At 69.9% G+C, this 17,759-nt stretch carries 14 protein-coding genes; 6 read left to right on the top strand and 8 right to left on the bottom strand.

Annotation, left to right across the window (positions count from 1 at the left end):
* The 3 genes from ACH4S9_RS25290 to ACH4S9_RS25300 all read right to left on the bottom strand — a co-directional run bounded on the left by ACH4S9_RS25290 (position 1) and on the right by ACH4S9_RS25300 (position 7,277).
* The gene (locus ACH4S9_RS25290; RefSeq protein WP_398373927.1) at positions 1-3,015 is read right to left on the bottom strand and encodes a TIM-barrel domain-containing protein; all 3,015 of its coding nucleotides are present in this window, start codon (positions 3,013-3,015) and stop codon (positions 1-3) included.
* A gap of 420 nt (positions 3,016-3,435) precedes the next feature.
* Positions 3,436-4,224, bottom strand: a complete 789-nt coding sequence (locus tag ACH4S9_RS25295) for a DeoR/GlpR family DNA-binding transcription regulator (protein ID WP_385348154.1) — start codon at positions 4,222-4,224, stop codon at positions 3,436-3,438.
* A gap of 377 nt (positions 4,225-4,601) precedes the next feature.
* A complete protein-coding gene (locus ACH4S9_RS25300) occupies positions 4,602-7,277 on the bottom strand; it encodes an ABC transporter substrate-binding protein (RefSeq protein ID WP_398373928.1) in 2,676 nt (891 codons plus the stop codon).
* Positions 7,278-7,497: 220 nt separating this feature from the next.
* Between ACH4S9_RS25300 and ACH4S9_RS25305 the strand changes: the two genes are divergently transcribed.
* Positions 7,498-8,127 carry a GntR family transcriptional regulator gene (locus ACH4S9_RS25305; RefSeq protein ID WP_311728411.1) on the top strand — a complete coding sequence of 210 codons (630 nt, stop codon included), beginning with the start codon at positions 7,498-7,500 and terminating at the stop codon, positions 8,125-8,127.
* On the opposite strand, the gene ACH4S9_RS25310 is transcribed toward ACH4S9_RS25305, so the two are convergent.
* From ACH4S9_RS25310 to ACH4S9_RS25320, 3 genes are read right to left on the bottom strand one after another with little or no spacing between them, the layout of a single operon-like run.
* The gene (locus ACH4S9_RS25310) at positions 8,102-8,482 is read right to left on the bottom strand and encodes a cupin domain-containing protein (RefSeq protein ID WP_398374016.1); all 381 of its coding nucleotides are present in this window, start codon (positions 8,480-8,482) and stop codon (positions 8,102-8,104) included. The two genes, ACH4S9_RS25305 and ACH4S9_RS25310, sit on opposite strands and share 26 nt — an antisense overlap.
* Positions 8,479-9,270, bottom strand: a complete 792-nt coding sequence (locus tag ACH4S9_RS25315) for a carbon-nitrogen hydrolase family protein (RefSeq protein ID WP_311728413.1) — start codon at positions 9,268-9,270, stop codon at positions 8,479-8,481. Before ACH4S9_RS25315 ends, ACH4S9_RS25310 begins: the two co-directional genes overlap by 4 nt.
* 32 nt (positions 9,271-9,302) lie before the next feature.
* Positions 9,303-10,658 (bottom strand): MFS transporter, encoded by a 1,356-nt coding sequence (locus ACH4S9_RS25320; RefSeq protein ID WP_398373929.1) that lies wholly within the window; start codon positions 10,656-10,658, stop codon positions 9,303-9,305.
* Between the two features lie 139 nt (positions 10,659-10,797).
* Between ACH4S9_RS25320 and ACH4S9_RS25325 the strand changes: the two genes are divergently transcribed.
* The 5 genes from ACH4S9_RS25325 (at position 10,798) to ACH4S9_RS25345 (ending at position 15,388) form a co-directional block, all read left to right on the top strand.
* Entirely contained in the window at positions 10,798-11,484 is a 687-nt protein-coding gene (locus ACH4S9_RS25325; protein WP_352129008.1) for a DUF2848 domain-containing protein, read from the top strand.
* Between the two features lie 291 nt (positions 11,485-11,775).
* Complete coding sequence (locus tag ACH4S9_RS25330) at positions 11,776-12,750, top strand: patatin-like phospholipase family protein (protein WP_398373930.1); 975 nt, start codon at positions 11,776-11,778, stop codon at positions 12,748-12,750.
* The gene (locus tag ACH4S9_RS25335; RefSeq protein WP_398373931.1) at positions 12,747-13,970 is read left to right on the top strand and encodes a macrolide family glycosyltransferase; all 1,224 of its coding nucleotides are present in this window, start codon (positions 12,747-12,749) and stop codon (positions 13,968-13,970) included. The genes ACH4S9_RS25330 and ACH4S9_RS25335 overlap by 4 nt, the downstream gene beginning before the upstream one ends.
* 3 nt (positions 13,971-13,973) lie before the next feature.
* Positions 13,974-14,459, top strand: coding sequence for a hypothetical protein (locus ACH4S9_RS25340; RefSeq protein ID WP_311728419.1), 486 nt, complete (start codon positions 13,974-13,976; stop codon positions 14,457-14,459).
* A complete protein-coding gene (locus ACH4S9_RS25345; protein ID WP_385348173.1) occupies positions 14,456-15,388 on the top strand; it encodes a hypothetical protein in 933 nt (310 codons plus the stop codon). Before ACH4S9_RS25340 ends, ACH4S9_RS25345 begins: the two co-directional genes overlap by 4 nt.
* 23 nt (positions 15,389-15,411) lie before the next feature.
* On the opposite strand, the gene ACH4S9_RS25350 is transcribed toward ACH4S9_RS25345, so the two are convergent.
* The gene (locus ACH4S9_RS25350) at positions 15,412-16,341 is read right to left on the bottom strand and encodes a UTP--glucose-1-phosphate uridylyltransferase (protein ID WP_398373932.1); all 930 of its coding nucleotides are present in this window, start codon (positions 16,339-16,341) and stop codon (positions 15,412-15,414) included.
* 170 nt (positions 16,342-16,511) lie between these two features.
* Positions 16,512-17,687 (bottom strand): damage-control phosphatase ARMT1 family protein, encoded by a 1,176-nt coding sequence (locus tag ACH4S9_RS25355; protein WP_398373933.1) that lies wholly within the window; start codon positions 17,685-17,687, stop codon positions 16,512-16,514.
* Positions 17,688-17,759 lie beyond the last annotated feature (72 nt).

Raw genomic sequence — 17,759 nt, forward strand, 5'->3', positions numbered from 1 at the left:
TCAGGAGGTGACGGAGAATCCGCTGAAGACGGCCTCGATGTTCTCGCCGGGGTAACTGACGTTGGCCGCGCTGGCGACCATCCCGGCGTCACCGGTGCCGGCGGCCGACGGCACCTCGGCGGTGCCCAACCGTGACCAGGTCTCGCCGTCCTTACTGGCATACGCGGTGTAGGCGGTGCCGTCCCGGGTCAGCTTCAGATACGCCGGGTGGTAGGTGGAGCCACCGCCCGCCCAGGTGTCGAGCGCGCCGTCGCCATCGCTGTCGGTCATGAACTCCAGCCCGTACCGCTCGGTCATGACCAGCACCGCGTAACCGCCCTTGCCGGGTGCGGTCAGATCGTTGGCGAGGGCGATCCCCGCCTTGCCGAAGGGTGAGGCGCTGTCCTGGGAGACCAGCTCGGTCCGCACCGTGGCCTTCTCTCCGGCTGCGTCGTCGAGGTAGATGACGCCCTTCTCGTCCTTCCAGCCGGACAGGTCCTGACCGCCGGCCCAGATGGCGAACTGGTCCCCGCCCTGGGCGTATCGGGCGTCATCGGTGGTGGCGGTCGTCAGATACGGGGCCGCCACACTGCCCGGGGCCGCCTTGACCTCCGCCCGCACGGTGTCGGAGACCTTCTGGGCACGGTCGTACGTCACCTTCCCGGTGAGGTCGTGACCGCCCCATTTCGCGTCGGCGGCCGGGGTCACCGTCCAGGTGGTCGTGAGCGTTCCCCCGGCCCTGAGGGACTTCGCGGTGGTGGGGCCGGCCGCCGTGGCGGTCCAGCCGTCGGGGAGGTCCAGCACCGCTTGGACGTTTCTGATGGCCCGGGTGGACCAGTTGGTCGCCTCGGTGGTCACCTCGAAGGGGGTGCCGGAGCCGGTGGACGGGGCGTCCGGACTGATCAGGACGGAGGCGGCCGGGACGTCGTGGCGCTTCAGCGCCTTGATGGCCTTGGCGGCGCCCTTGGCCTTGAGGTCGACGAATGCCGGGGTGACGCCGAGCGGCGCCGCGTACCCCTTGAGGGTCTTGGGGCCGCGGATCACCGTGCCCTGGTTGACGTCGTACCAGGTGCCGGGCGGCAGATGGACGGTCCGGGTGGCGCCGGTGCTCAGCTTGGGCGCGGCCAGCACGGCCGGGCCGAGCATCCACTCGTCGGTGACGGTGTAACTCGCCTTGTCCTTCGGGAAGTCGAAGAACAGGGGCCGCATGATCGGGTCGCCGGTCTTCAGGGTGGACTGGACCTGGTCCCAGATGTACGGGGCGAGCTTCTTGTGCGTCTCGATCGCCTGCCGGTAGAGGTCGACCGTCTCCTGGTCGTAGTCCACCTTCTGCCCGGTGGTGGTGTCATTGGTGTCCACCGGTGACGTCGAGGAGTACATCAGCGGCATCAGCGAGGCGGACTGCGCCCAGCGCACCAGGACGTTCTTGGACGGGGCGGGCTGACCGCCGGAGCCGCCGATCATGTCGGACTCGACGAACGGGTAGCCGATGGTGGAGATCGCAAGGTTCTGGGTGGCGGAGGCGCGCAGGGACTCCCAGCCGGTGCCCTTGTCGACCTGGCGGGTGACGAAGCCGGCCTTGTGCGCCGTCTCGTTCCAGTGCACCCGGATGCCCGCGCCCTGGAGGTCGAACTCGTCGGCGAGCTGTGTGCCGAGCTTCTGGTAGTCGGTGGCCTGGTGGCCTTCGCGCGGCGCGCACTTCTCGTCGAAGAACCGGGTGTCGAACTTCAGCCCGTCGATGTCGTAGTCGCTCATGAGCTTTTTGACATTGCCCACGTACCAGGCCCTGGCGTCGGGGTTCGCCAGGTCGATGATTCCGGCCTGACCGTTCCACCAGGTCACTTCGCAGGGCTTGCTGGTGTCCTTGGCGTCCATGAGGAGATAGCCGTTGTCGACCGCGTGCTGGTAGTTGTCCGAGTCCAGGTTGATCCACAGGGTGACCCAGAGGCCGAAGTCGAACCCCATGTCGTGGATCTTCTTGGACATGCCCTTGGGGTCGGGGAAGGTCTTGGGGTCCCAGGTCAGATTGCCGTAGTTCGACTCCCACTTGTCGTCGAGCTGGATGGTGTGCCCGTCAAGGCCGTTGTCGTGGAGGTCGGTGGCATAGTCGAGCAGTTTCTCCTGGTCGACCTTTGTGTAGAACTGTGCCCAGGAATTCCACAGCGGCTTGGCGTACTGCTCGTACGTGGCATCGCTCTTGGCCGGCTTGCCGACGATGCCGATGTAGTCGCGGTAGACCTCCAGCGGGGTCGACTCGACGAACACGGTGGCCTTGTAGGTGTCGGGCGACTCGACGGTGAAGCGGCCGAGGCCGTCCTTGTCCTTATTGAGTGTCACGTCCATGACATCCCCGGTGTCGACCCGGAGACCGGTCGCGGTGGAGGTGTACCAGAACGGGTCGATCATGTTGTACGAGGCCGGGCCGAAGGTTGCGTGTTCGACCTCGCCTGTGTCGAGCGGCCAGGGCTGATCGACACCGGGGCCGCCCTGCGGGGTCTCGGCCTCGCCGTGGCCGTACCAGTGGCCCGCCGATGACAGGTCGTAGGCGAGGCCGAGTTGGTCGGGGCTGCCGCCCTCGACGTCCCAGTCCAACTGATAGCGGTCGGATGTAGGGGTCAGCCGCGCTTTGACGGTGGCGCCGTCGAGCGTGGTGTCGGCGGTGAGGACGAGGTCACCGTCCTCCCATGCCCAGTCGGTGACTTCGGTCGCGCGCTGCCACTGGCCGCCGGAGCGGAATCGCAGGCCTCCCGTCTCGCCACCCGCGGTGCTGAGCACGGCTTCTCCGGCGCGCTCGGTGGTGATGGCGAGTTCGCCGGTGGCGATGTCGATGATGTAGCCGGGGGTCTTCTCGGTGGCCGGCACGGACACGGTGAGGGCATCCGCGCTGCGGGTCACGTTCGGCTGGGCGGAGGTGTCTGCCCGGGCCGGTGTGGTGAGGGGTTCGGTCACGGACGGTATGAGCGCCAGGGCCAGCGTGGCGGCCAGGAGCATGCCGAATCCGCCGGTTTCGCGCGGTCTACGGGGGTGGGTGCGCACTCACGTCCTCCTGCGGGGCGGCATGGTGTCGTTGAGTAGCACTGCAAGATCATGCTTATTTGCGTTCATATTCTTGCTATAAATGTCAGCTGTCAACACTCATCGCCGTGATTTCTTGACCCCAACTATCGGGCCCATCGCCCCTGGTGACGGTGGATTTCCCAGGCCCGCGCCCTGGCCCGTGAGGCCGCGGGCCTGGGGAAGACGGCGGTAAATTCTGTGTGAACCACGCCCGATTCGCCCGGTTGCGCTTCCCGTGCGCGGGTCGGGCGCGAAGGCGCCCGCCGCCTCGCGCATCTTCAGGGTCGCCCCCTGGATGATCCCGTGCGCATCATGGATGTGAATGCTTGATTCTGGCAGTTTCGATCAGAATCAAGCAGCACTCCAGCGCACGGCTGTTGTTCTCAACAAGGGCGACGCTCAGGCCCGGACGATCTCCACGCCCGCAGCCGCGAACGGGTCGGTCAGTGCGGGGCCCGCCGCCTTGTCGGTCACCAGCACATGGACGTCCTCCACCGGGCAGATCCGGGCGAAGGCCCTCCGACCCAGCTTGGAGGAGTCCGCGACGACGACCACCTGTTCGGCGCGCAGTGCCAGCGCCCGGTTGATGTCGGCCTCGCCCTCATCCTGGGCCGTCGCACCGTATCTGACGTCGATCGCGTCGACGCCGATGAAGACGTGGTCGAGGGCGATCCGCGTGAGCACCTCGGTGGCGAGCGGCCCGGTGAGCTCGTACGAGGCAGGGCGGGCCACGCCGCCGGTGACGACGAGTTTCACATGGCGGCGTACAACCAGTTCGTTGGCGATGTTCAGCGCGTTGGTGACCACCGTCAGCGAGGGCCCGGCGCCCTCTGTGCCCAGTTCCGGGCGGGCGGCCAGCGCGCGGGCGACCGCGGTGGTCGTGGTGCCGCCGTTCAGACCCACCACGGCGCCCGCCTTCACCAGGCCCGCAGCGGCGTCGGCGATCCGCTCCTTCTCCGGAGCTTTGCGCGCCGCTTTGTAACGGAGCGGCAGATCGTACGCGATCGCGTTGATCACGGCGCCGCCATGGGTGCGGGTGACCATCTGCTGACGCGCCAGCTCGTCCAGATCACGCCGGATCGTGGCGGCGGAGACCCGCAGTACGTCAGCGGCGGCCTCGACCTCGATCCGACCGTCGCGCGTCAGTATCTCCAGCAACGCGCTCCATCTGACCTGCGGTGTCCCCATGCGTCATCCCCCTGTTCCGTGGTGTGCGGGCCCAAGACTTTATCTCGCCAGAACAAGCGTTTTCGTCCACGATCATTTCAGCCGTGAGGAACGGCCACCGCCACTCCATGCCCCTGATCCCCACCGCCGCACGCGTCCGCTCGGCCCGCGCTGATGGCCGTGGCGGAGGCTGCCCGGCTCTGCCCATGACCGTGGCTACGGCAGAAGCAGCTCCCCGCGCAAGACGGGCGTGTACGTATGGCGCGTGTCCCCCCTCGGACACTTAATCCAAAGCCTGGTCAGCGCGCTGACCAGGCTTTTTGCGTGAAGCCCCTGGGCTTCTCCCGATCTCATGTGTGGAGATCGGGAGCGTTCAGGCTTGCGCTCGCGGACAGACCCTAGTCACCTGGGCAGGCGAACTCATTATCCGGCCCCCATGTCTTCCTTTCGTCGCCGTTGTCGCGCGCTCCGCACTCCAACGCCACCTCCGGCCCGCGCTTTGTGTCGTGCAGGATGAGTAGCCGCTTGGCCGTGGGGACTTTGCCGTCCCGTCCGAACGCCAGCGTCCCCGACGCGCCCCGTACCCCGGCCGCGCCGCCGGCTCCGTTCACCAGGGCGGCCTGCACCGTGCCACGGCCGAATGCCGCCGTCCCCGCGTCCTGACGCGCCTCGTTGAGTGCTGTGGCCAGCACTCGCAGGGCGTCGGAGGCCAGTGGCGTGCGGCCGTCGTTGCTCCAGGGGTCGCGATTGCCGTACGTGGCGACGTACTGACGATGGAAGTTCTCGCCCATGACGTTGGGCGGGTACGACTTGGGCAGGGCGTGCGCCGCGTAGTAGAGCCGCAGCCGGGGGTAGCGCTCGCTGGGGCGCTGTTCGTCGACGACGGCATTGGTGAGGTCGTTTCCGCCGAGCGCGGTCAGCTGCCCATTGCACTCCGTGCCACTGTTGAATTCATCGAGGAACGCGCCGAATTCATTCGCCCGCGCGGTCCAGTACACCACCGTGCGCGGTTCGTCCTTGAGTCGACGGCAGACCTTCTCGGCCATTTCGGAGAACTTCTGAACCCATTCGACGCCGTCTTCCTGCGCGGGGTGGTGGCTCATGCGGTCGCCGCCCGCGGTGTACCAGATGCGGTGGGTGTCCCTGAACTCTTCGGTGAACCGCTCGCTGAGATTGGCGCTGTAGTTGTCGGTCGGGTCCGCGATCACGACGGCCCGCTCGGCGGGTGCGCACTTTCCCGGGGCGGTCTGCACGATGTTGCCTCGGCGGGCGAAGTCGGCGGCGATGCGCGCCTCTCGGCGGTTGTCCGGTGCGACCTGCCGGTACATCGGGTGCCGCTGCATTTCCTCGGCGGTCGCGACGGTTCCGATCACCGGCAGCCCGCCCTCGCCCAGGATGTCCCGGGCCCGCAGGGTGTCCTTGCGGCTCTGGCCGAGGCCGACCACTCCCATGATCTGCTCGTCGCCCTTTTCTCTCTTCAGTTCTCTCACGATCCCGGCGGCGACGGCGGGCGCCTTGGTGAACCGTGGGCCCGCATCTTCGACCCGGACTCGCAGCCATACCTTGTTGCCCTCGTCCCGGGACGCCTCACGGTTGAGTTCTTCCTGGGCCAGGGCGATCCCTCGCAGTTCGGGAATAGCTCCGCTGTACATCGCCTCCTTCCATGAGTTGACGGTGACAGGCACGCCCAGATAGACGACGGTCCTCACCATCGCGCCGGGCCGCGCGGCGGCCCCGTCGGCTTCCTCGTTCTGCCGCTCGATCATGGCGCGGACCGCTCTGTAGAGCTCCTTCGGGGACTTTCCGGACGGGATACGGCCGGTGCCGGACGGCGCGGCGGACTCAGTCGCGGCAGTGCGCGTCAGGCAGTCGGTTTTGTCTCCCTCCGGCAGCAGCCAGGTCAGGCCGTATGTGGCGAGGAGTGCCAGCGTGGTGGCCCCCGCCACCGACGCGAGGGCGGCCTCGAGCCGCGGGGCGAGGTCGGAGTGGGTCTTCTCGAGGTAGATCTCCGGGAAGCGGCTGAGCCAGCGCGCGGCGTCCGCGTCGTCGGCAGACGGCTCCACTCCCACCCGTACGACACGGGCCCTGCCCACCCCTGCGGCCACCCTCCAGGAGTTGAGCGTGACGGCGGCCTCGGCGTAGCTCTCCGTCGAACCCCCGTCGGGCGGCACCGCGGCCACCAGGAGCACTCCCGTGCATCCGGTCTGCTCGACCGCGTCGGGGAATTGCGCCAGCAGCTGGCCCACGTGCGGCTCGGCGGGTTCGACCTGCGGGAAGACGAGGACGAAGCGGTGCTTGCGGCGACGACCCCACGGGGACAGCAGCGGGTGGCGGCAGGCTGCCTGCAGATCGGCGAGCAGTGCCCGCAGCAGCACGGCCACGGTCTGGTCGAGTCCGGAGGAGCCGTCCGCGCCGGCGAGGCGCCGGGCATCGGCGAAGAAGTCCGCACCCCTCTCGGGGAGTTCCGCCCACAGGCGGTACCAGCTGCCCTTACGCGTCATCCGACGCCCGTTCCGCCATCCGTACCACCAGCGTGGAAGCAGGCCCAGGAGCGGGCGGCGCAGCCAGTACCAGGCGGTGGCGGGGATGCTCGGCGGGGGCTCTTCGCCGCCGCTGACGGCCTCCAGGGCTCGGAGGATCCTGGAGTCCTTGCAGCGCGCCTCGTAACACTTGTTCCGTAACTCCTCGGCCTGCACCAGGGGCTGGCCCTCGGTGAGTTGCGCCTCGACGATGCTGCACATGAGGCGGTACTGCGGCAGCCGCAGCCTGCCGAAGCCGCTGGGCCGGTTGCGGAGGAGTTCCTCCTCGATCTTCTGGAAGGTGTCGCCCACACCCTCGCGCCGAGGGCCGGAGGGCGCCCCCGCCACCTGCGCGTACGGGATCCTGGCCCGCCCCCCGGCGCTGAAGCGCCCGCACAGCCCGTCCGCGATGCGCTCCGCCTCCGTGCCGTCGCTCAGCTGCGTGAGCAGAACCTGAGGGGCCGGGCCGCGTCTCTTGGGTGGCTGCTTGATGAGCTGTTCGAGCGCCTCGACAAACGAGTTGACCTTGGGAAGCGGCGGTACGGAAGAGAACATGGCATTACCCCCCGGATGGCCCGTCACGCGGTGCGAACCATCGAAACCATGTGCACTGACTGTGCACTCCAGGAAAGATCGGGCATTTGGTGCCCAGAACTATCATCCTCGTCCACTGCGGAGAGCGCCACCACGATTGCGGAATGTGACCATCGTTGGTCGCCCGGCAGTGCGTGGTAGCGTCTGTATACGCTATGTATGCGAGCTTCTGGGGGTTGCGGTGGCGTCCGGTCGGGAGACGGCGTACGCGTATCTGAAGGACACGGTTCTTACCGATCCCAGGATGCAGGGGGCGTTCCTGTCCGAGCAGGAGATCGCCGACCGGATCGGAGTCTCCCGCACCCCCATCCGGGAAGCGCTGCTCCTGCTCGCCGCCGAGGACCTGGTCGAACTCGTGCCCAAGCGGGGCGCCCGGGTGTCGCCGCTGACGGGGCGGGAGATCAGGGAGCTGATGGAGCTGCGGGGCATCGTGGAGCGATATGCCGCGCAGCAGCTCGTCGCCACCGGACAGGCGCCGGTGCAGGAGATGCGGTCGCTGCTGGAGCGGCAGGATGAACTCACCGGCCCCGACCAGACCCGGGAGTTCATCGCGGTGGACCACCAGTTCCACGCGGCGCTGGTGTCGGCCGTGGGGAACACGTTGCTGGACCGGCACTACGAAGGGTTGCGCAGTCGCCAGGTCCGGGCCGGGGTGGTGGCCGTGTTCAACCGGCAAGGGCGACAGGAGGCGGTGCTGAACGAGCACCGGGCCATCGTGGACGCCCTTGCCGCCGGTGACGCCGGGCAGGCGTGCGCCGCGATCGACCATCACCTCCAGTCGACGCTCAAGGTGCTGCTCGAGGGCTCCTAGTCGGTGGTGACGGTGGTTCGGGGTACGTGACCACGAGCATCGTGACGCCGTTCTCGGAGGTCCACGGGCCGTGCGGCATACCGGGCGGGCGGCAGGCGTACATGCCCGCGGTGAAGGTCTCGCCGAGCGTCAGGTCGTGCATCGCCCCGTCGACGAGATAGACCTCCTCCCAGAAGTCATGGCGTGTCACACCCTGCGCCGAGCTGTCGGTGCCGGGTGCCCAGTGGACCAGAACGGTCCGGCCGCCGCCGTCGGGGTCGTCGGCCAGCACGCGTTCCCGTACGCCAGGACCGGCCCCCGTGGGAGTGGTCCACGGCCCGGCGGGCAGGTGGAATTCCAGCTCCGGCTTGCTCACTGCCATACCTCCGGTCGCCTGTTGACCAGCACCGACGTCGTCTTCCGTACCGCCGTGACCTCGTCGATGTCGAGGTCGGCGACCAGCAGTCCCGGTTCGGCGTCCAGGGCGTGCCGCACGGTTCCGTCGGGGCCGACGATCCGGCTGTGCCCGATGCCGGTCGGCGCGCCTCCCGGGGCGGTGCCGGGGTCGGCCTGGTCGACGGCGGCCAGCCAGAGGGTGGCGTCCAGGGCTCGTGCCCGCACCAGCAGCTCCCACTGGTCGAGCTTGCCGGGCCCGGCTCCCCAGGAGGCGGCCAGCAGGGTCGCGGCCGCCCCGGCGTCGGCGTGTGCCCGGAACAGCTCCGGGAAGCGGACGTCGTAGCAGGTGGCCACGCCCAGCCGTACGCCGTCCACATCCATGACGGTGGTCCGCGAGCCCGCGGCGACGCTTTCGGACTCACGGTAGCCGAAGGCGTCGTAGAGGTGGATCTTGTCGTACGACGTCTCGACGCCGGGGCCGGTGGCCAGCAGGGTGTTGGTCACCTTGCCGCCGTCTGCCGGGGTGAACATGCCGGCCACGATGACGGTGCCGGTGGCCCTGGCGATCTCCCGTACTCCGTCCGCCCACGGTCCGTTCAGGGGTTCGGCGAGCGGTGCCAGTGGGGTGCCGAAGCAGGCCATCGAGGCCTCGGGGAAGACGACGACACGGGCTCCGGCGTCCGCGGCGCGCTGTGCCCATTCCTCGATGAGCCGCAGGTTCTTCCCGGGATCCGGGCCGGTGGTGAGCTGGCTCAGGGCGATTCGCATGCTTTCTCCTCAGTGGGTCGGACGGCTGTGGGTCAGACGGCGTCGGCCGTGGCCTGCGCGGCCGGTGTGGCGAGCCGGGCGTCCTCGTCGACGGCGGCTTCGGGATCGCGGCCCAGGAACACCCCCGCGAGGGAGACGGCCGCGGCGACGGCGATGTAGAGGGCCAGCGGCAGCCAACTGCCGTAGGCGCTCAGCAGGGTGGTGAACAGCAGCGGGGCGACGGCGCCGCCGATGATGCCGGCCAGGGTGTACGCCAGCGATGAGCCGGTGTAGCGCAGCCGGGGCGAGAACTGCTCGGCGATGAAGGCGGCCTGCGGCCCGTACAGGAAGGAGTGGATCACGAGGCCCACCACGACACCGAGCGCCAGCGGGACCCAGCTGCCGCCGCCGATCATCGGGAAGAACAGGAACGGCCACACACCGGCGGCCACCGCGGCACAGCCGTACAGCACGCGACGGTTGATCCGGTCGGAGACGGCACCGGCCAGTGGCATCAGGAAGACCTGCAGCGAGGAGCCGATGAGGACGGCCGCGAGGGCGGAACCGCGCGACATGCCCAGTTCTCCGGTGGCGTACGTCAGGACGAAGACGGTGAACATGGCGTACAGCACGTCGGGGCCGACGCGGCAGAGGATCGCGGCGAGCAGGGCGCGGGGCTGGGTGGTGAAGACCTCGCGGATCGGCGCCTCGGGCCGGGACTGCTCGGCCTCCATCGCCTTGAAGACCGGGGTCTCCTCCAGCTTCGCCCTGACCCACAGGCCGAAGGCGACGAGGGCGCCGGAGAGCAGGAAGGCCACGCGCCAGCCCCATGCCTCGAACTGCGCCTCGGTCAGCAGCGCGCCGAGGGCGGCCAGGACGCCGTTGGCCAGGAGGTTGCCCGCGGGCGGGCCCACCTGCGCGGCGGAGGCGTAGAAGCCGCGGCGGCGCGGGTCTCCGAACTCGCTGGACAGCAGCACCGCGCCGCCCCACTCGCCGCCGACGCCCACGCCCTGCGCGAACCGCAGCACGACCAGGGCGATCGGGGCGGCGACCCCGATCGTGGAGTACGTGGGCAGGACGCCGATCAGGAAGGTGGCCGCGCCGATCAGGACCAGTGTGGCGATCAGCACCTTTTTGCGGCCGATCACATCGCCGAGGCGGCCGAAGACGATCCCGCCCAGCGGGCGCGAGACGTAGCCGACCGCGTATGTGGAGAAGGCCAGCAGCGTGCCGGTGAGCGGGTCCTCCGAAGGGAAGAAGAGATCGCCGAAGACCAGGGCCGCCGCGGCGGAGTAGACGGCGAAGTCGTACCACTCCAGGGCTGTGCCGGTCAGGCTCGCGACAAAGGCCCGCCGGACGCCGGAGCGCCTCTCGGACGCTCTCGGATCGTCCTTGGTGGTGTCGTGCATGGTTCCCATCCTTGTTCGGAGACATCGACCTTCCGGCATACTTCTTGTATACAGGTCGTATGCGCAAGCCCTGCGCAAGAAGTTAACCGCGGAGAAATCCCCAACCGCGGACCGTCACCCGAACTCCGGGAGCCCCCTCATGGCCCAGCTGACCTTCGAACTGCCGGACGGATCGACACGCGAGGTCGACATCGTCCACGTCCTCAACGCCGGGTACGCCGGGCGCAGCCAGGACGACGTCGCCGCGCACATCGCCGAACTCGCCGAGCTCGGCGTGCCCACCCCCACCGTGACCCCCACGCTCTACCCCGTCGCCCCCTACCTCGCCCAGCAGATCGACCGCGTCGCGGTCCAGCACCGGCGCACCTCCGGCGAGGCCGAGTGGGCGCTCGTCGTGGCCGGCGACGGCGAGCTGCTGCTCACGGCCGCCTGCGACCACACCGACCGCGACCTCGAGGTGCACGGCGTGGCCTGGAGCAAGAACGCCGGCCCCGACGTCCTCGCCCGCCGCGCCTGGCGGCTCGCCGACATCGAAGGCCGCCTGGACGAGCTGACCCTGCGCGCCTGGGTCACCCACGACGGCACCGAGACCCAGATCCAGCACGGCACCCTCGCCGAACTCCTCACCCCCGCCTACTGGGTCGACGTCCTGCGCTCCCGCGACGCCCTCAACCCGGGCACCGTCCTCATCTCCGGCACCATCCCCATGGCCCCGGGTGTCGACCAGTTCGCCGACGCCTGGCGCGTGGAACTGGGCGACCCCGCCACCGGCGACACCATCCGCCTCGCCTACGCCGTGCACCCCATGCCGGAACCCATCGGCTGACGAGCCGTCGGCGCCCCCGAAGCCCGCCGCCACCTCGCCCACACGCTGCGCGGCCGCACCCAGGCAGATGCACGGAGGCTCGTGCTGCCTGGCGGGCGGTCGGCACACGCCAGGCGAAGGGTGTCACACATCGCGTGGCCTCCCGGTCCTTGCTACGGAAGCCCCCGAGCCGGTGCCATGGCGAGAAAGGTGGATCATGAGGGTTGATTGGCGGAGATCGGCCACTTGGACGCCTGTGGCCTCAGTGGGGCGACTCGGTGAGAGGTCGTGGCCATGAGAGGCGTCGGAGCAATGACCAGCGATGAGGAGACGCGGCCCGTGCCCTTGGGCCGGCCGCCCGGGGACGCGACCCCGGCGGGCTTGCGAGCCCTTCCCCGTCCCGTGGCCGTGGTGGTGGGCGCCGGCGGAGTGCTCGGAGCGGCGCATGTCGGTGTGGGGTACGCGCTGGAGCAGCGCGGATTCGTCCCGGACATGATCATCGGAACCTCGGTGGGCGCGCTCAACGGGGCAATCGCGGCCGCGCACCCCGACCGGGCCGCGCCGTGGCTGGACCATGTGTGGAGCACGTTGCGTCGTCGTGAGGTGTATCCGCTCGGCTACTGGTTCTCATTCTCACGGGCCAGCGTCTTCACGGACCGAGGCCTGCGCCGGCTGATCGCCCAGGCTGGGCTGCCATCGCGGATCGAGCAGCTGACGGTTCCGTTCACCGCGGTGGCCATGGACCTGGGCACCGGTGCCGCGGCGCTGCTCGACCACGGAGACCTCGAGTCCGCGCTGCTGGCCAGCGCGGCCATTCCCGGGATGCTGCCCCCGGTGGATCGTGAGGGCCGGACGCTCGTCGACGGTGGGGTGGTCGCCTATGTCCCGGTCATGGCGGCCCGGCGGGCTGGGGCGGCCAGCGTGGTGGTGGTGTCGACCGGGCCGGAGAGCTCGCCGTTGAGCCGCGCCCTTCCGCCCCGACGTGCCAGTGCGATCGCGGCCAGGGCAGGGCTGCTGCTCTTGCGCCATCAGATCGAGCGTGACCTGCACGAGGTGTCCAAGCAGATCCCGACCGTCGTGCTGCCGACCGGCATCGAGGCCTGGCCGGCCCCGTGGGACTTCGGCCAATCCCAGCGGCTGATCAACACCGCGTTCCTCGCCGCGGGGCGCTTTCTCGACGGGCTGCGCATCAGTGGGCCGGGCCTGTATCGGGCCGACGGCCTTTCCGCGACATCGGCCGGTTCGGGCCCGGCATCGACTTCCGCCGTACTGGGGGGCGAACTGTGAGCACCATTGCATTCCTCAACATCGCCATGCACGGGCGCGTCAACCCGACGCTGCCGGTCGTGGCCGAGCTTGTCCGGCGTGGCCACACCGTCACGTACTACACCTCGCCCGCGTTCCGTGAGGAGATCGAGGCCACGGGCGCGACGGTGTGCCTCTACCCCGGGGGCGAGCAGCCGCTTCCCGAGCGGCCGACGCCGCTCACGCTGATAGAGGGGCTTGCGGGCACCGCCGTCCGCCTGCTGCCCGCTGTGCTCACCGATCTGCGCCGTGTCCAGCCCGACCTGGTCGTCCACGACAACGCTTGTCTGTGGGGCGCGGTCGCCGCCCGCGAACTCGCGGTGCCGGCGGCGGCGTCGCACACCACGTTCGCGTTCAACCGGCATGTGCCCAGTCCCACCCGCGGCTCGTGGGAGCTGCTGGCCGCGGCGGCGGCGCGGCCCCGCAGCATCCAGGGCTACCTGCGGTCGCGCTGGGGGCTGCACCGCCGATTCGACACGCGTGGCTTGCCACTGTTCGACGTGGGAAACATCCGCCAACCGCTCAATCTGGTCTATACCTCGCGGGCGTTCCAGCCCGCCGTCGAGGACTTCGACGACTCCTATCGGTTCGTCGGCCCCAGCGTCGGCGCCCGCCCCGCCGATCCGTCGTTCCCGGCCGATCAGCTGCGGGACCCGGTGCTGTACGCCTCGCTGGGCACGGTGTTCAACGCCGACCCGCAGCTGCTGCGCACCTTCGCCACCGCGCTCGCCCCGCTGGGCGGCACCGTGATCGTCTCCACCGGGCACACCGATCCCGCCGCGCTGGGTCCGTTGCCGGCCAACGTGCTCGCCCGCCGCTCCGTGCCGCAGCCCGAGGTACTGGCCCGCGCGGCGATGTTCGTCACCCATGGCGGGATGAACAGCGCCAACGAGGCCTTGTACGCCGGGGTTCCCTCGCTGGTGATCCCGCAGGGCGCCGACCAGCCGATCGTGGCCCGGCGCGTCGCCGAGCTCGGCGCCGGCCTGTCGATGCGTACGGAGGACGTCACCGAGGCCTCCGTGCGTGCCCTCGCGCGGCGCCTGCTCGACGACCCCCGATTCCAGGCAGCCGCGACAACCATGCAGGTGGCCCAGCGCGAGGCGGGGGGATATCGGCGCGCCGCGGACGAACTCGAGCGGTACCTGAGTGCGGTCGGCTCGGTCAGTCGGTCGGCTCCTCGCGATCCGTCACAGCGAGGCTGAGTGATGTCATCCGCCGTTTTCGTTCTGCTGGTGCTCGCCGGGCTGTCGGAGGCCGCCGGACGCATCCTGCCTCTGGTATCGCGCCGGCCCGGCATGTCGCGGGCTTTTGTGGCCGGGTTGCTGCTGCCCGGGGGCCTCGTCGAGGCTGCCGTGTTCGCGCTGTGGCCGCTGACCGCGTGGACCCTGGCCAGGCTGGTGCTGTCCGCTCCGCCACAAGGCGGGTTGGCGTGGACACCCGACCTGGTCGCCCCGCTGCTGCTCGCCGCCGTCCTCGCGTTCCCGCTGCTCGGGCCCCTGCTCCACCTGTTGCTCTTCATGGGGGTCGGCGCCGGTCTGGCCGGTGCGCTCGCCGCGGCGACCGGGGTGGGCTGGTGGTCCGCCGCCGGTTGCGTGGCCGTCTCCGGGGTCGGGCTCGGTGTCGCGGTAGAGGCCGTCCGGCGTCTGGTCGTGAGGATCAGTGCGACCGAGGCGCCGGAGCCGATCGCATGAACGATTTCTTGCTCTGGGCCTGCTTGCTCGGGCCCGCTCTGCTCGCCGAAGCCCTGCTGGCGCGCTACGAGGTGCTGGCCTACAGCGCCGGCTGGCGGGCCCCTACCACCGAACTCCCGAAGGGAGTGCCCTATGCCCGCGGTGCGGCCCCTGACCGCCTCCCGGACGCCTACCTGGTCTACCTGGACGGCATCGGAAAACGCCGCGTCCGTGACACCCGGGACGGCGGCCAGCTGGTCAAGGCCCTGATCGCCGGAGCGCCGGAGCTGCGGGTACTGGGTCAGGTGCAGCCCTACTCGCCGCTGGCCGACCCGCTCGCCGACCGACCGGTGTGGGCGTGGCTGCGCCGCCACATCGGGCTGCTGCTGTTCCTGCACAATGTCATGCAGATCTTTGTCGCCGCCGACCACCGGTACCGCCCCCTGTACAACCGGGCCGTCGGCTCCCAGATCGCTACGCAGCTCCGGCTTGCCGGCTACCAGCCCGACAGCGGTATCCCCATCGTGCTGCTCAGCTACAGCGGCGGCGCCCAGGTCGCCACCGGTGCGGTGGAGGAACTGCACAACCAGCTGCGCTCCCCGCTTCTGCTGATCACGCTCGGTGGGTTCCACAACGGCGCCAACGACCTCACCCATGCCGAGCATGTGCATCGGCTCACCAGCGCGAGCGACTGGATCGAGCGGGTCGGCACCTGGATCTTCCCTCAGCGCTGGCCGCTGTTCCGCCGCAGCGGATGGAACCGGGCCGGCCGCGCCGGGAAGATCACCGTGCATCGGCTCGACCCGGCCACTCACCTCGGGACGCACAGCTACATCAGCCCGGAGGCGCGGCTGCCCGATGGCCGCAGCTACCTCGACCACACCGCCGACACCGTGATCGCGCTCATCCGTGCCCGTTGCCGTGCGCCCCGCGGCGACGGCCGACGTTGAGGCTGGGCCTCGCGCGCGGCAGGTCAGGTACCGCTTTCCGACGGGAGAGCGGCGGCACGGTCGACGTCGAGTCCGGCGACCAGGCCGCGCAGGACGGGACCGTACTCCGGGTGGGCGAGGGCGAAAGCCATCTGGGCGACCAGGTAGTCGGCCGGGTTGCCGGTGTCGTACCAGCGGCCCTTGATGACCTGCCCGTACACCGCGCGGGTGGAGGCGTAGGCGTTGACGGCGTCGGTCAGGTAGACCTCGCCGGTCTTGCGCTCGTACCAGCGGCGGGTCTGCTCGCGCAGTTCGTCGATGATGCCCGGGGTGACGACGTAGCCGCCGATGGCCGCGTACGCCGACGGGGCGGCATCGGGTTTGGGCTTTTCGACCAGGCCGGTGATGCGCAGTTGGCCATCTCCGAGGTCTTCCTTGACGATGGGCACGCCATAGCGCTGGGAGTCGGTGGGGTCCATCGGCATGAGGGCCAGCACCGGGCAGCCGGTCTGCTCATACGCGCGGATCAGCTGCTGGGCGCGGGGGATCTCGGCCACGAAGACGTCGTCGGGCCACAGCACCAGCACCGGCTCGTCGCCGAAGGCACGGGCAGCGTTCAGCACCGGGGTGCCGTTGCCGTACGGGCCGTACTGGTCGAGGTAGGTGATGTGGCCCCGGCGGGCCAGCTCCGCGACCTCCTCCACCTCGTCCGCGTGGGCCGTCTTGCCGTCTCTGCGGAGTTGTTCGACGAGGGCGGGGTTCGGGCGGAAGTGGTCCTGGATGAGGCTCTTGCCGCCGGACACGACGATGGTGATGTCGGTGATGCCGGAGTCCACCAGCTCGCGCACGGTGTGCTCGATGACCGGCTTGTCACCGACCGGGAGCATCTCCTTCGGGATCGCCTTCGTCAGGGGCAGCAGACGGGAGCCGAGTCCGGCGGCGGGGATCACGGCCCTGCGAATCGTCGGGGACATCAGTCATCTTTCCATCGAGCGGCACACCGTACCGGCCGGCACGGCACACGCCGACGCTACCTCCGCCGACCGCCCGGCTCGCAGGCATGTGCGGGTCAGCTCCTCGCCGCCGCTCCGCCCCCGCGCCGCATGCCAGGTGAAGGCCTTTACCCGGATGGCTCGGGGGCGCGTCATCGGCGCGCCTGGATGAGTGCGTGGGTGCCGCTGGTGCGCCAGCGCTGGTCGTGCGCGGCGACGAGCGACGCCTCTGTGCGCTCGTCGAGTCCGACGATCACGTCGGACTTCAGCGTGCGCAGGGCCGCCACGGGGCCGGGGAAGTACGCGGTGCGCTCGGCGAACGGCGTGGTCGGGGGCCACAGCTGATCACCGACGAGGCGCCGGTAGTTCAGGTCGCCCTTCATGATGGTCACGGTGGCGTCCGCGAACTCCTGGCGCAGGTCCTCGGGCATATCCGCATACGGCAGCGGTGCGCAGAAGAACGCGTGGGTTCGAACGGTGAGCCGGCCGCGCCCGATCCACTCCCACAGCCGCTTGCCGACCACGCCGGCGACGCCGTCGGCCCGCTTGAGGTGGAGCAGGCAGTCGATCACATCGGCGGCCATGGCGTCGGAGACGTAGTACGGGTACGGCTTGACATGGAGGGTGACGAGTTCGGCGTGGTGGTGTCGCAGCAGGTGGTCGACGAGGAGCAGGTCGGGGACGAGCTCGCGGCCCGCGTTGTCCGCGACCAGGCAGACCGTGTTCGGGCCTCCGGCGGGCAGCAGCGACCACAGCGATGCTGAGTCGTCCGCGATGAGCGGACTTTCGGCGCCGGCCGCGGCCCGGCCACCGGGGGTCATGCTGAAGCCGAGGTCGGCGCGGTTGCCCCACAGCGATCCGTACAGGAGCGCCTGCGCCTGCTCGCCGACGGGCCGCAGCGCGAGGCGGTCCAGCGCCGTCAGCTCGGCCGCCGCCTCTTCGGTGTGCAGCTCGGCCTGCTTGAAGGGCCGGAACGGGTCGATGCCCTGCCATGGGCCCGCCGCGAAGTAGCCCACCGCTTCGAGGAGTTTCCGGTAGAAGTAGCTCTCCGCCCACAGGAACGGAACGTCGAACCAGGAGCGGCCGAAGTAGCCACGCCCCCATTCCGCCCACTGGTCGCGGTCCGGCGCACCAGGGCCGAGCGGGCCGATCACGCCCTCGGCGGACTCGGTGAGCAGGGCGTCGAGCGCCCGGTGCTGCCCGGGGCCGTACGGAAAGGCGCCGCGCACCCTCTCGATGAGCGCCGGGTGGCGCTCGGCCAGCACGCTCCGGGCGAAGCTCCCGGGCTCGTTGCTCAGGATGACGGGTGCGTCCACGGTCTTGGACATGGCTTGGTGACCCTCCGGGAATGGCGCTGCTCGGTCGCTGTCCACTGTCAGTGTGACGACGCCGGGCGCGCT

This window comes from Streptomyces sp. NPDC021225 (assembly GCF_044332865.1).
Taxonomy (GTDB): Bacteria; Actinomycetota; Actinomycetes; order Streptomycetales; family Streptomycetaceae; genus Streptomyces.

Excerpts from the sequence above, each read along its gene's own strand:
- ACH4S9_RS25295 (WP_385348154.1), bottom strand. The coding sequence starts at position 4,224 with ATGGGGACACCGCAGGTCAGATGGAGCGCGTTGCTGGAGATACTGACG.
- ACH4S9_RS25300 (WP_398373928.1), bottom strand. The coding sequence starts at position 7,277 with ATGTTCTCTTCCGTACCGCCGCTTCCCAAGGTCAACTCGTTTGTCGAG.
- ACH4S9_RS25315 (WP_311728413.1), bottom strand. The coding sequence starts at position 9,270 with ATGCGAATCGCCCTGAGCCAGCTCACCACCGGCCCGGATCCCGGGAAG.
- ACH4S9_RS25320 (WP_398373929.1), bottom strand. The coding sequence starts at position 10,658 with ATGCACGACACCACCAAGGACGATCCGAGAGCGTCCGAGAGGCGCTCC.
- ACH4S9_RS25325 (WP_352129008.1), top strand. The coding sequence starts at position 10,798 with ATGGCCCAGCTGACCTTCGAACTGCCGGACGGATCGACACGCGAGGTC.
- ACH4S9_RS25330 (WP_398373930.1), top strand. The coding sequence starts at position 11,776 with ATGACCAGCGATGAGGAGACGCGGCCCGTGCCCTTGGGCCGGCCGCCC.
- ACH4S9_RS25340 (WP_311728419.1), top strand. The coding sequence starts at position 13,974 with ATGTCATCCGCCGTTTTCGTTCTGCTGGTGCTCGCCGGGCTGTCGGAG.
- ACH4S9_RS25345 (WP_385348173.1), top strand. The coding sequence starts at position 14,456 with ATGAACGATTTCTTGCTCTGGGCCTGCTTGCTCGGGCCCGCTCTGCTC.
- ACH4S9_RS25350 (WP_398373932.1), bottom strand. The coding sequence starts at position 16,341 with ATGTCCCCGACGATTCGCAGGGCCGTGATCCCCGCCGCCGGACTCGGC.
- ACH4S9_RS25355 (WP_398373933.1), bottom strand. The coding sequence starts at position 17,687 with ATGTCCAAGACCGTGGACGCACCCGTCATCCTGAGCAACGAGCCCGGG.